Here is an 11801-nt window from a genome sequence, read left to right as displayed (position 1 = left end):
CCTCCCATCTTGCTCTAGAGGTCCGCCGCCATCGGGGTGGCCGGCCAGTGACCCAGCGTGAAGAAGAGGACTGCCTGATGGCCGAGCCGCGTTCCGTCCGTTGCCTGATCGTCGGCGCCGGACCCGCGGGCTACACTGCGGCGATCTATGCCGCGCGGGCGCTTCTGGATCCGGTGATGATCCGGGGCTTGACGCCCGGCGGCCAGCTGACCATCACCGCCGATGTGGAGAACTATCCCGGCTACGCCGAGGTGATCCAGGGGCCGTGGCTGATGGACCAGATGAAGGCCCAGGCCGAGCACGTGGGGACCGAGATCGTCAGCGACATCGTGCTGAAGGCGGACCTCAACAAGCGGCCGTTCCGCATCGAGACCGACAGCGGGCAGGTCTGGCTGGCCGAGACCCTGATCATCGCCACCGGGGCACAGGCCAAGTGGCTGGGCCTGCCGTCCGAGCAGAAGTTCCAGGGCTTCGGCGTATCGGCCTGCGCCACCTGCGACGGCTTCTTCTACCGCGGCAAGGAGGTCGTGGTGGTCGGCGGCGGCAACACCGCGGTCGAGGAGGCGCTGTTCCTCACCAACTTCGCCTCCAAGGTGACGGTCGTGCACCGGCGCGACGAATTCCGCGCCGAGCGCATCCTCCAGGAGCGCCTGTTCGCCCATCCGAAGATCGAGGTGGTCTGGAATGCGGTGGTCGAGGAGGTGGTTGGCCGGCAGGACCCGGCGGGCGTCACCGGCGTGCGGCTGAAGGACCTGGCGAGCGGCGAGATCCGCGCGGTCGCGTGCGACGGGCTGTTCGTCGCCATCGGCCATGCGCCGGCCTCGCAGCTGTTCAAGGGCCAGCTCGAGATGGATGCGGCGGGCTACCTCAAGGTGAAGCCGGGCACGGCGTCGACAGCGGTCGCAGGGGTCTATGCCGCCGGCGACGTCACCGACGACGTCTACCGCCAGGCGGTCACGGCGGCGGGCATGGGCTGCATGGCTGCGCTGGAGGCCGTGCGGTTCCTGGCCGAGGAGGACCACCGCAAGGCGCATCATCCGATCAGCCACGCCGAGGCGGAGAAGATCGGCGTCTGGTGAAATCGAGGTCCGGTTCCATCCGGGGAAACTTCCTTCGTCGCTCAGCGGTTGACCGCGGCGAGAGAAGCTATGCGCGACAGCGAACGGTACATGGCGCAGGCGGAGGCCGTTCTGCGGATGGCGGCGCGGGCAGGCAATCCCGCCGAGAAGCAGGTTTATGAGACCATCGCCCAGGGCTGGCGCAAGCTCGCCGCCGAGGCCAAGCGCAACGAGCAGCACGAAGAAACCGCACGCGCCCAGGCCAAGGCGCGCGCCTCGCCCGCCTCGAACAACTGAGCCCCTCCCCGGCCCTCCGCCCAAGGTCTAGGCTGGCGACATGATCCGCTACGCCGCCGCCGGCGATCACGCCGCCATATCGGAGCTCGTCGCGCAGGCGTTCGGCCGCCCGGACGAGGCGCGTCTGGTCGAGGGCCTCAGGACCGACGAGGACGCCATGTTCGAGCTCGTCGCCGAGGAGTCGGGCGAGTTCGTGGGCCACATCATGTTCAGCCGGCTCTGGGCCGACCGCGACGAGCTGTACGCGGCGCTGGCCCCGCTGGCCGTGCGGCCGGAGCATCAGCGCAAGGGGCTGGGCGCCGCGCTCGTGCGGGCGGGGCTGGAGCGCGCGCCGCAATTCGGCGCCTTCGGCGTTCTGGTGCTGGGCGATCCCGCCTACTACGGCCGCTTCGGCTTCACCGCCGCCACGGCGGCGCAGGTGCATGGCCCCTGGCGCGGGCAGCCGGCCTTCATGGCCCTGGCGCTGGGCGAAGGCGCCTTCGACCGGCCGATGTCCATCGCCTATCCGAACGCGTTCGGCGCCTGAGCCCTATTCCGCCGCGCTCTGTGCGCTTGCCGCCGCGACCTGCGCGCTGGCCGGGCGAGCGGCGGCGGCGGCGGTTGTGGGCGCGTCCATTTTGGCTTCCAGCGCCCCGAGGCTGGCGTTGATCCTGGCGACCTCGTCACCGGTCGGCCGACGACGGGCGGCGATCAGCACGCCGGGCGCCGCTGGCGCGCCTTTTGCGCCGACCTGCGCCACCTTGTAGGTGCGGGCCTCGCCGCCGACCGTCAGGGTCACCTGCCGCGGCTCGGGCGCGGGCGGGGCGGCGGCCGGCCCGTCGCGGTTCAGGATCGCCGCGGTGAGCTCGGCCTCGTGGCCGGCGTAGCGGCCGGTGAAGGCGGCCGGTTCGCCCCAGCTTCCGGTCCAGCGGTAGAAGATCTGCTGGCCGACCTGGGTCATCTTGACCAGCGTCGGGGCCCAGTAGGGCGCGACATAGTCGGCGTGGTAATGGGTGGCCGACCCCACCTGCTTGTCGACGAAGCCGGCGAGCGCGCGCCTGGCCACGCTCACCGCCCGGCTCCAGAGCTCGGGATCGGGCGCATAGCGCAGGGATCCGTCGCAGGTGAAGGTGAACTGGCAGCCGGTGGAGCGCGCCGCGCCCTCGTAGACCACCCCGCAGACCGACTTCGGATAGGCCGGATGGCGGACCCGGTTCAGCACCACCTGGGCGACGGCCTCCTGGCCCTGCACGGGCTCTCGCGCCGCCTCGTAGTAGACGGCCTGGGCCAGGCAATGGACGGCGCGCGCGCGGTCGGCGGCGTCGGTCCTCAGCACGAACGGCCGCATGGGCTCGATCGGCTGTCCGGCGAAGGGCCGCTGGGCGTTGAGCTGGATGGCGGCCTGACCGGTGGCCAGGACAGGTCCGGATGCCGGGATGCCATTGATCGGTCCCGGCTCAGCCAGGCCAAGGCTGTCGGGATCCGCGCCTGCGGCGAGCTTCTGGAGCTGCAGGATGGAGAGGCGCGCGGAGTCCAGCCTCACCACGTGGGGCTTTGGCGCGACCCTAGGCGCAGACGCGCTGACGAACAGCGTGAGGAGCGCGCCGGCGACAACGGCCCACCGGCCCCACGGCCGGGGCGAGATCGAATGAAAGATGCTCACGAGTTATTGACGGCCCCGCATCGCTTCCGGCTCGTGCGGGCCACATGCCCTCGCAAAGCCGGCGAAAACAAGGACAATTGCCCCCTGAAGCGCCGCATCGCCGCGGCATATGGGCGCCCGCGGACGGCGGGCGCCGCGGCGGAACACCCCTCCGCAACCGGCGATGACTTGCATCGCGGCCCCGCCCGGCTATATGGTCTGCAGGTTATGCTCGGAATGAGCAAAACATGACGCCAGGTCAGCTGGCCTGGCGTTTATTCAGGCCGTAGAAATGCTCAAATTGAGCATAAGGGAGTGTCCCATGGCCGCAGACGGTTTCCAGTTCGCCTTCACGCCCGAGGTCGAGGCGGCGACGGCGCCCTCATGGGAGAAGGTGAAGCGCCATGTCACCCCCATGGAATGGCGGGGTCACGCGCCGCTGATCGCCGAGATCAACCGGCTGAAGCGCGAGAAGGACGCGGTCATCCTGGCGCACAACTACATGACCCCGGAGATCTTCCATGGCGTCGGCGACTACGTCGGCGACAGCCTGGGCCTGGCGAAGGAAGCGGCGAAATCGACGGCGAAGATGATCGTCCAGGCCGGCGTGCACTTCATGGCCGAGACCTCGAAGATCCTCTCGCCGGAGAAGACCGTGCTGATCCCCGACCTGCGCGCCGGCTGCTCGCTGGCGAGCTCGATCACCGCGGCCGACGTGCGGCTGATCAAGCAGCGCTATCCCGGCCTGCCGGTGGTGACCTACGTGAACACCAGCGCCGAGGTGAAGGCGGAGACCGACATCTGCTGCACCAGCGCCAACGCCGTGCAGGTGGTCGAGGCGGCCGCGCGCCAATGGGGCGTGGACCGGGCGATCCTGATCCCCGACGAGTTCCTGGCCCGCAACGTCGCCCGCCAGACCGAGGTCGGCATCATCGCCTGGAAGGGCCGCTGCGAGGTGCACGAGCGCTTCACGGCCGCCGATATCCTGGAACTGAAGGAAGCCTATCCCGGCGCCGAGGTGCTGGCGCACCCGGAGTGCCCGGCCGAGGTGCTGGAGGTGGCCGACTTCGCCGGCTCGACCGCGGCGATGAACGACTATGTGCTCACCCGCAAGCCCCGGCGCGTGGTGCTGATCACCGAGTGCTCGATGGCCGACAACGTGGCCGCCGACGCCCACGAGACCGAGTTCGTGCGGCCCTGCAACCTGTGCCCGCACATGAAGCGGATCACGCTGCAGAACATCTACGAGGCGCTGCTCCGCGGCCGGCACGAGGTCGACGTCGATCCGGCGATCGCCGAGCGCGCGCGGCTGGCGGTGCAGCGGATGGTCGACCTACCGCCGCCGGCCAAGCCCGCCCGCTACGACCTGGTCAAGGCGCGCCACCACGTCGACGTGGAGCTGATCTGATGGAGCGTGTCCGTCACGATGGCGTGCTGGTCATCGGCGCAGGCCTGGCCGGGCTCTCGGTCGCGCTGGCCGCGGCGCCGCGCCAGGTGCTGCTGCTGAGCGGAGCGCCGCTGAACCACGGTTGCTCCTCGGCCTGGGCGCAGGGCGGCATGGCCGCGGCGCTTTTGGCCGATGACGAGCCGACGCTGCACGCCAAGGACACGGTCGCGGCCGGCGCCGGCCTCGTCGATCCGGCGATGGCGCGGCTGCTGGCGGAGGAGGGCCCCGCCGCGGTGCGCGCGCTGGCCGCCCTGGGCGCGCCGTTCGACCGAACCCCCGACGGCGAGTTCGCCCAGAGCCTGGAAGCCGCCCACTCGCGGCCGCGGGTCGCCCGGGTGAAGGGCGATCAGGCCGGCCGGGCGATCATGCAGGCGGTGAGCGTGGCCGCGCTGGCCGCGCCGCACATCGAGATCCGCGCAGGCGCCAGGCTGCGCGGGCTGGTCCAGGACGCGCAGGGCCGCGTGCGCGGCGTGGTCGCCGAGATCGAGGGCCGGCTGACGGAGATCCTGGCCCCGGCTGTCGTGCTCGCCACCGGCGGCATCGGCGGCCTCTACGCAGTGACCACCACGCCGACCGAGTTGCGCGGCGAAGGCCTGGGCCTGGCGGCCCTGGCCGGGGCGCTCATCGGCGACCCCGAATTCGTGCAGTTCCACCCCACCGCCATCGACATCGGCCGCGATCCCGCGCCGCTCGCCACCGAGGCGTTGCGCGGCGAAGGCGCGGTGCTGGTCAACGCCTCCGGCGAGCGATTCATGGGCCGCTACCATGCGGACGCCGAGCTCGCCCCGCGTGACGTGGTGGCGCGCGCCATCCATGCCGAGCGCGAGGCGGGCCGCGGCGCGTTTCTTGACGCGCGGCAGGCGGTGGGCGCGCATTTCCCCGAACACTTCCCCGGCGTGTTCGCGGCCTGCCTGGCCGGGGGCGTCGATCCGCGCGTCCAGCCGATCCCGGTCGCACCGGCCTGCCACTACCACATGGGCGGCATCATCGCCGACGCCGACGGGCGCACCTCGCTCGCAGGCCTCTACGCGGCCGGCGAATGCGCCGCCACCGGCGTGCACGGCGCGAACCGGCTGGCCTCGAACTCGCTGCTGGAAGCCACGGTGTTCGGGACCCGCGCCGGCCGCGCGGCCGCGGCCGAGGCCGATCCCGCGACCCGACCTCTGTCCGCGCAGGCCGCGCCCGAACTCTCCGAGACGGCGCTCGCCGCGCTGCGCACCGCCATGAGCCGAGACGCCGGGGTCGTGCGCGACGCCAACGGGCTGAGCCGCCTGCTGGCCGAGATCGACGCGCTGCAGGCGGGGCACGGTCCCGCGCCCGCCCTCATCGCTGCGCGCCTGACCGCCGCCTGCGCCCTGGCCCGGAACGAGAGCCGCGGCGGGCACTATCGCGCCGACGCCGCGGCGCAGAAGCCTGCGCAGCGCACCTTCGTGCGGCTGGCGGACCTGGATCGCGCCGAGGCGCTGCGCTTCGCGGCCGAATGAGCGCCCCCCTCCCCGATCTCCTGATCGCCCCGATCGTCAGGGCCTCGCTGGCGGAGGATCTCGGCCGCGCCGGCGACGTCACCGGCCAGGCCTGCATCGCGCCGGACGCCCGGCTCTCGGCGGTGTTCGCGACCCGCCAGGCGGGCGTGGTCTGCGGCGCGGCCTGCGCCCGGGTCGCGATCGCCGAGCTCGATCCCAGCGCCCGTTTCGAGACCGTCGTCGCCGACGGCGAGCCGGTGCAGCCCGGGACGGCGCTCGCCCGGGTCGAGGCGAATGCGCGCGCGCTGCTCGCGGCCGAGCGGACGGCGCTGAACCTGATGGGGCGGCTCTCCGGCATCGCCACGCTCACCCAACGCTATGTCGACGCGATCGCCGGGACTAGGGCGCGGATCGTCGACACCCGCAAGACGACGCCGGGCCTGAGGGCGCTGGAGAAGTACGCGGTGCGCTGCGGCGGCGGGGTGAACCACCGCTTCGGCCTGGATGACGCGATCCTGATCAAGGACAACCACGTGGCGGCCTGCGGCGGGGTCACTGAGGCCCTGCGCCGCGCCAGGGCGTTCGCCGGACATCTGATGAAGGTGGAGGTCGAGGTCGACACCCTGGCCCAGTTCGACGAGGCGCTGGCGGAGGCGCCCGACGTCATCCTGCTGGACAACTTCAGCCTGGCCGACCTGCGCGAGGCGGTTCGACGCGCCGCCGGACGCGTGGCGCTGGAAGCTTCCGGCGGGATCAGCCTGGAGACTGTGCGGCCGGTCGCCGAGACCGGCGTCGACGTGATCAGCGTGGGCGCCCTGACCCACTCCGCCAGCGTCCTGGACATCGGCCTCGACGCAGTCTGAATCGCCTCAGGCCTCCGCCGCCTCCGCCGTCCGCTGCGGGATCAGGACCCTTCCGGTCTCGATCAGCGTCTTCAGGTTGGAGAGGATCGACGGCCAGCCGCCGGCGACCGCCTCGATCAGCTTCGAATGCTCGCGCGGGATCGAGTGGGTGACCGTCAGTTTCACGGCCTCGCCCTGCGGCTCGACCTCGAACAGGCAATGCGACCAGCCCTCTTCCTTCAGGTCCGGCCGGAACTCGTTGCGCCACTTCAGCGCCAGCCGGCGCGGCGGCTCGAACTCCAGGACCTCGCCGGTGTCGGCGACGCGGCCGTCCGGGAACACCAGTTTCCAGGAGCCGCCGACCGTCCAGTCGGTCTCGGTCCGGACGCCCATCCACCATTGCGGGATGAAGTCGGTGTCGGTCAGCGCATTCCACAGCGCCTCGGGCGTCGCGCGGATATAGGTCACGTAGACGAAGGTGCTTTCGGCCATCATGGCCTCCTCTTCTGGGAAGGGTCGGTTTCCAGCGACGCCCTGAGCGCCGACAGCGCGGCCAGCTGCCGCTCCTGGAACTTGGCGATCCAGCGCTCGGCGATCCCCTGGATCGGCACCGGATTTAGGAAGTGCAGCTTCTCGCGGCCCTGGCGGCGGACGGCGACCAGGTTGGCCCCCTCCAGGATCGCCAGATGCTTGGCTACCGCTTGGCGCGTCATCTGAAGCCCCTCGCAAAGCTCGGAAAGGGTCTGTCCGCTGGTTTCGTGCAGCCGGTCGAGCAGGCGTCGGCGGGTCGGATCCGCCAGGGCCGTGAAGACCGCGTCGTCGTTCATGACCCGTAATATGCAACTAATTAGTTGCCTGTCAAGCGGCAGGACGCGGCCTAGCGGCCGGCGCGGGCCATCAGCACGCCCAGCAGGTGGGCATAGCCCAGCGCATCGTCGACGGCCTTGTGGGTGTGCTCGTGATGACCGAGCCACTCGGGCGGCAGCGTCTTCGGCCGGCAGGCGGCGAAGTCCTGGCCGGTGACCGCCGCGGCGAACGACTTCAGGCACAGCCCCGGGCCGGCGAACAGCGGATCCCTGGCATACGGCCCCTCGATCAGCGCGTGCGGCGTGAAGCGCTTCAGGTAGAAGTCGATCCACATGCCGTCGAAGGCGATCGGGAAGGCGGCGAACAGCGCCGGGGCGCCGAGGCCGCGCACGAAGGCCACGAAGTCCGCCATCGCCTCGGCCGGCGGCCGCGGATCGCTCGTCGCGGCCGCCCAGGCGTCCGGCTGGGTCTGGAACCAGGCGTAGGTGTCCGGATCGCGGACCGCATCGGCCAGCGGCTCGAGCACCGCCTCGAACACGCCCCGCCTCTCGCCCGAGGCGGTGACCGCCACGGCGGCGAACGAGAGCATCGAATGCTGGCCCGGCCGCGGCCCGTCGGCCTCGATGTCCGTCACCACATAGACCGCCGCCTCGCCCGACATGTCCCCTCCCCGAGCGCCAGATTCACCGGAACCAGCCTATCCGCGCCGGGTTCAGTCCCCAACCGAAGGAGGCGAACCCATGGCTTCGAAAGCGCCACCCATCCCGCCGGACCAAAGGTCAGCGCCCGACGAGAAGCCGCACGTGAAGGGCTCCGACGTCGACCGCCGCAGCCGCGACCACCTCAACCTCAAGGAGCAGGGCCGCGCCGGCAACATCCACCAGAACACCCACAACCAGGGCTACCAGCAGGACCGCTGACATGCCGCAGAAGAGCCCCAACACCCACCGCTGGGGCGGTCCTGGCGCGAGCCACGAGGACCGCACCAAGCCCGAGCCTCACAAGGGCGATCCGCGCTCGCCGGGCGAGCCCACCAACACCCGCTTCAGCCATGTCTCGGGCGGCGGCGGCGAACGCGACCGGCGCCACGCCCATGACCCCAAGGCGAAGGACGATTTCGAGGAGAACAGCGCCCAGCGGCGCAAGCCTTAGCGCGCTCCCGCGCCAAGCGAGCCTGAACGCGATCCGGCTCATCGGCGCAGTGCAGTCCAGAAAATAATTCAACCGAACGGTTGACTGTCGCTCCGGACAGGCTCATGTTCAACCGCATGGTTGAATTACAAGCTCAGCAGCTGGACAGCGTTTTCCACGCCCTCGGCGACGCCACGCGGCGGCGAATGCTCCGCGAGCTGGCGGACGGCGAACGCAGCGTCGGCGAGCTCGCCCGCCCTTTCGCGATTTCGCTGGCGGCGGCCTCGAAGCACATCAAGGCGCTGGAGAAGGCGGGGCTGGTCCGCCGGCAGGTGCGCGGCCGCACCCATCTTTGTCGCCTGGAGCCCGGCCCTCTGGCCGACGCCCACGAATGGCTGAGCTTCTATGAGCGCTTCTGGAACAGCCGCCTCGATGTCCTCGAGGATCTGCTCCGGCGCGAGCGGGCCCAGAGCGGACCCTCCCCCTCCCCCACCTCCGAAGGAGACGAACCATGACCGAAGCCGCCGCCATCGACGCCTATGGCGTCCTGACCGAGCCTGCGACCCTGCGCATGCAGCGCCTGCTGCCCGGCAGCATCGAGCGGGTGTGGGCCTATCTCACCGAAAGCGACCTGCGCCGCCAGTGGCTGGCGGCCGGCGAGATGGAGCTCGAGACGGGCGCGCCGTTCGAGTTCGTCTGGCGCCACGACGAGCTCTCGCGCGAGCGGGCCGAGCGGCCGGCCGGCATGCCGGAGGAGAGCCGCATGGACTGCCGGATCACGGAGATCGATCCGCCGCGGCGGATCGCCTTCACCTGGTCGGGGACGGGCGACGTCTCCATCGAGCTCTCGCCTGCGGGCGACGGCGTCCTGCTGACCCTCGTCCACCGGCGGCTGCCCAGCCGCGAATACCTGCTGCGGGTGGCGGCCGGCTGGCACTCGCACCTCGACATCCTCGTGGATCGCGTGGGCGGCATGGAGCCCAAGCCGATCTGGCCGGCCTGGAGCCGGCTGCACGCCGAGTACGACCAGCGGCTCCCGGCCTAGGCGGACTTTAGGCGGCGCGCGGCCTCTACCGCCGCCGCCATCCGCGCGCGGGCGAGCGGCGCCATGCGCGAGCGAACCGCCGCCAGCACCTCCGGCGGCGCGATCGCCGGGCTGCCCGCCCGGAACGGCGGATGCGGATCGTACTCGAGCCCGAGCTGGACCGCCTGGGCGTAGTCCGTCCCGGCCAGTTCGGCCAGCAGGGTGAAGGCGAAGTCGATGCCAGCGGTGACGCCGCCGCCGGTGATCACATTGCCGTCCCGCTCGACCCGCGCGTCGCTGACGATGGCGCCGAACGGGATGAGCAGCTCGCGCCAGGCCCAATGGCACGCCGCCCGCTTGCCTGCGAGGAAGCCGGCCGCGGCGAGCACCAGCGAGCCGGTGCAGACCGAGGTCAGGTACTTCGCGCCCGCGCCGAGGCGGCGGATCTCGGCCATGAACGTCGCGTCGAGCATGGCCTCGGTGGCGCCGATGCCGCCCGGCACGCAGAGCACGTCGCAACGCTCGAGCCTGGCGAGGTCGGCCAGCCGCGAGAAGACCAGCCCCTCCGCCTCGATGTCGCGCCCGTCCAGCGAGGCGACGATCACCTCGGCGTCCGGCGTGCGGCTGAGCACCTGGTGCGGGCCGGTGAAGTCCAGGTGGGTCACCTGCGGATAGAGCGGGATCACGATAACGAGCTTGGACAGGGCGCGGCCTCCGATTGACCGCCGCATCATCGCCGGTCTAGCCTGCGACCGAAATGACAATGTTCCAACTGAAACTGCCATGACCCGCCGTATCGCCGTGGTGATCTTCCCGGACTTCCAGCTGCTCGACGCCGCGGGCCCGATCGCCGCCTTCGAGATCGCCGGGCGGATATCGCCGGGCGCCTATGAACTGCGCGTGCTGGCCCAGGTGGCCGGTCCGGTCGCGAGCTCCTCGGGGGTGGAGATGGCGGCCGCGTCGCTGGACGACACGGCCCACGACACGATCCTGGTGACAGGCGGGGTCGGCGTGCGGACATTGGAGGCGCAGAACGCCCTGGCGGCTTGGCTGCGGCGCGCGGCCCCCGCGGCGCGGCGGGTCGCCAGCGTCTGTTCCGGAGCCTATCTGCTGGCCGAGGCGGGCCTGCTCGACGGCCGCCGCGCGACGACCCACTGGAACCGCACCGACGACTTCGCGCGCCGCTATCCGAAGGTGCGGCTGGAGCCGGACCGGATCTTCATCCGCGACGGCGAGGTCTGGACCTCGGCGGGCATCACCGCCGGCATCGACCTGGCGCTGGCGCTGATCGAGGACGACCTGGGGGCGAAGACCGCCCGCCTGGTGGCGCAGGTCCTGGTGGTCCACCACCGACGCCCGGGCGGCCAGTCGCAGTTCTCGGCGCTGCTCGACACCGGCGGCGTGCACGGGCGCTTCGCCGAGCTGATGGACTGGATGCGCGAGCGGCTCGCCGAGCCGCTGAGCGTCGAGCGGCTGGCCGAGCGCGCGGCGATGAGCCCGCGCCACTTCGCCCGCGCGTTCCGCGCCGAGACCGGCCTGACGCCCGCCAAGGCCGTGGAGCGGCTGCGGCTGGAGACGGCGCGGCTGAGGGTGGAGTCCACCGCCGAGCCCATCGACCGGGTCGCCGAGGCGGCGGGATTCGGCGATCCCGAGCGGATGCGCCGGGCCTTCCTGCGCGCTTTCGGCCAGCCGCCCCAGGCGCTGAGGCGGGCGGCGCGAGCCTAGGGCCTACCGCTTCTTCGGCAGGGTCAGCTTTTCCACCTGCCCCCGCAGCAGCCGGATCGCCTCGCGCTGCTGTTTCAGGAGTTCGATCATCTGCTGGTCGCGGATGGCGTCGATCTTGTCGTGCAGGTGCATGATCTCCAGTTCGGCGCGCAGGTTGACCGTGTAGTCGTGCCCCGCCGCCTCGCGGTCGCGGGCCGCGGCGCGGTTCTGGCTCATCATGATCACCGGCGCCTGGATCGCCGCCAGCATCGACAGCATCAGGTTGAGGAAGATGAAGGGGTAGATGTCGAAGGCGCCGTGGCCCTTGAACGCCACGTTGAAGGTGATCCACACGGCCAGGACGATACCGAAGCCGATGATGAAGGCCCAAGACCCGCCGATCTCCG

17 protein-coding genes are annotated in these 11801 nt (G+C 71.3%); 11 read left to right on the top strand and 6 right to left on the bottom strand.

Annotated elements, in window-relative coordinates:
• Window positions 1–77: 77 nt before the first annotated feature.
• The 3 genes from trxB to VLI41_RS12425 all read left to right on the top strand — a co-directional run bounded on the left by trxB (window position 78) and on the right by VLI41_RS12425 (window position 1881).
• Window positions 78–1079, top strand: a complete 1002-nt coding sequence (trxB, locus tag VLI41_RS12435; RefSeq protein WP_325268399.1) for a thioredoxin-disulfide reductase — start codon at window positions 78–80, stop codon at window positions 1077–1079.
• A 69-nt stretch (window positions 1080–1148) separates the two neighbouring features.
• On the top strand, window positions 1149–1355 hold the full coding sequence (locus tag VLI41_RS12430; RefSeq protein WP_325268398.1) for a hypothetical protein: 207 nt from the start codon (window positions 1149–1151) through the stop codon (window positions 1353–1355).
• Between the two features lie 40 nt (window positions 1356–1395).
• Window positions 1396–1881, top strand: coding sequence for an N-acetyltransferase (locus VLI41_RS12425; protein ID WP_325268397.1), 486 nt, complete (start codon window positions 1396–1398; stop codon window positions 1879–1881).
• A 3-nt stretch (window positions 1882–1884) separates the two neighbouring features.
• Here VLI41_RS12425 and VLI41_RS12420 read toward each other — a convergent pair whose 3' ends face one another.
• Window positions 1885–2877: a cell wall hydrolase gene (locus tag VLI41_RS12420; RefSeq protein WP_325268396.1), complete on the bottom strand. Its 993-nt coding sequence runs from the start codon at window positions 2875–2877 to the stop codon at window positions 1885–1887.
• Window positions 2878–3268: 391 nt separating this feature from the next.
• On the opposite strand from VLI41_RS12420, the gene nadA reads away from it, so the two are divergent.
• From nadA to nadC, 3 genes are read left to right on the top strand one after another with little or no spacing between them, the layout of a single operon-like run.
• Window positions 3269–4384, top strand: coding sequence for a quinolinate synthase NadA (gene nadA, locus VLI41_RS12415; RefSeq protein WP_325268395.1), 1116 nt, complete (start codon window positions 3269–3271; stop codon window positions 4382–4384).
• On the top strand, window positions 4384–5907 hold the full coding sequence (locus tag VLI41_RS12410; RefSeq protein WP_325268394.1) for an L-aspartate oxidase: 1524 nt from the start codon (window positions 4384–4386) through the stop codon (window positions 5905–5907). The genes nadA and VLI41_RS12410 overlap by 1 nt, the downstream gene beginning before the upstream one ends.
• Window positions 5904–6749, top strand: coding sequence for a carboxylating nicotinate-nucleotide diphosphorylase (gene nadC, locus VLI41_RS12405; RefSeq protein ID WP_325268393.1), 846 nt, complete (start codon window positions 5904–5906; stop codon window positions 6747–6749). The genes VLI41_RS12410 and nadC overlap by 4 nt, the downstream gene beginning before the upstream one ends.
• A gap of 6 nt (window positions 6750–6755) precedes the next feature.
• On the opposite strand, the gene VLI41_RS12400 is transcribed toward nadC, so the two are convergent.
• From VLI41_RS12400 to VLI41_RS12390, 3 genes are read right to left on the bottom strand one after another with little or no spacing between them, the layout of a single operon-like run.
• Window positions 6756–7220 carry an SRPBCC family protein gene (locus VLI41_RS12400; protein ID WP_325268392.1) on the bottom strand — a complete coding sequence of 155 codons (465 nt, stop codon included), beginning with the start codon at window positions 7218–7220 and terminating at the stop codon, window positions 6756–6758.
• Complete coding sequence (locus VLI41_RS12395; protein ID WP_325268391.1) at window positions 7220–7555, bottom strand: metalloregulator ArsR/SmtB family transcription factor; 336 nt, start codon at window positions 7553–7555, stop codon at window positions 7220–7222. The genes VLI41_RS12400 and VLI41_RS12395 overlap by 1 nt, the downstream gene beginning before the upstream one ends.
• Window positions 7556–7605: 50 nt before the next feature.
• Window positions 7606–8196: a hypothetical protein gene (locus VLI41_RS12390; protein ID WP_325268390.1), complete on the bottom strand. Its 591-nt coding sequence runs from the start codon at window positions 8194–8196 to the stop codon at window positions 7606–7608.
• A gap of 79 nt (window positions 8197–8275) precedes the next feature.
• Here VLI41_RS12390 and VLI41_RS12385 point away from each other — a divergent pair, with 79 nt between their 5' ends.
• From VLI41_RS12385 to VLI41_RS12370, 4 genes are all read left to right on the top strand, one after another.
• On the top strand, window positions 8276–8455 hold the full coding sequence (locus VLI41_RS12385) for a hypothetical protein (RefSeq protein ID WP_325268389.1): 180 nt from the start codon (window positions 8276–8278) through the stop codon (window positions 8453–8455).
• Window position 8456: 1 nt separating this feature from the next.
• Window positions 8457–8687, top strand: coding sequence for a hypothetical protein (locus tag VLI41_RS12380; RefSeq protein ID WP_325268388.1), 231 nt, complete (start codon window positions 8457–8459; stop codon window positions 8685–8687).
• Between the two features lie 104 nt (window positions 8688–8791).
• Window positions 8792–9181, top strand: coding sequence for a metalloregulator ArsR/SmtB family transcription factor (locus VLI41_RS12375; protein ID WP_325268387.1), 390 nt, complete (start codon window positions 8792–8794; stop codon window positions 9179–9181).
• Window positions 9178–9711, top strand: a complete 534-nt coding sequence (locus tag VLI41_RS12370) for an SRPBCC family protein (RefSeq protein ID WP_325268386.1) — start codon at window positions 9178–9180, stop codon at window positions 9709–9711. Before VLI41_RS12375 ends, VLI41_RS12370 begins: the two co-directional genes overlap by 4 nt.
• Here the strand turns inward: VLI41_RS12370 and VLI41_RS12365 are convergent.
• Window positions 9708–10376, bottom strand: coding sequence for a DJ-1/PfpI family protein (locus tag VLI41_RS12365; protein WP_325268385.1), 669 nt, complete (start codon window positions 10374–10376; stop codon window positions 9708–9710). The two genes, VLI41_RS12370 and VLI41_RS12365, sit on opposite strands and share 4 nt — an antisense overlap.
• A gap of 97 nt (window positions 10377–10473) precedes the next feature.
• Here VLI41_RS12365 and VLI41_RS12360 point away from each other — a divergent pair, with 97 nt between their 5' ends.
• Complete coding sequence (locus VLI41_RS12360) at window positions 10474–11415, top strand: GlxA family transcriptional regulator (protein ID WP_325268384.1); 942 nt, start codon at window positions 10474–10476, stop codon at window positions 11413–11415.
• 3 nt (window positions 11416–11418) lie between these two features.
• Here VLI41_RS12360 and VLI41_RS12355 read toward each other — a convergent pair.
• The coding region (locus VLI41_RS12355) for a DUF1003 domain-containing protein (protein ID WP_325268383.1) at window positions 11419–11801 on the bottom strand (383 nt) is incomplete at its 5' end.

This window comes from Phenylobacterium sp. (assembly GCF_035475775.1).
Taxonomy (GTDB): Bacteria; Pseudomonadota; Alphaproteobacteria; order Caulobacterales; family Caulobacteraceae; genus Phenylobacterium.
The sequence above is the reverse complement of the archived record's forward strand: the minus strand, read 5'-3'. Positions and strand labels throughout refer to the sequence as shown.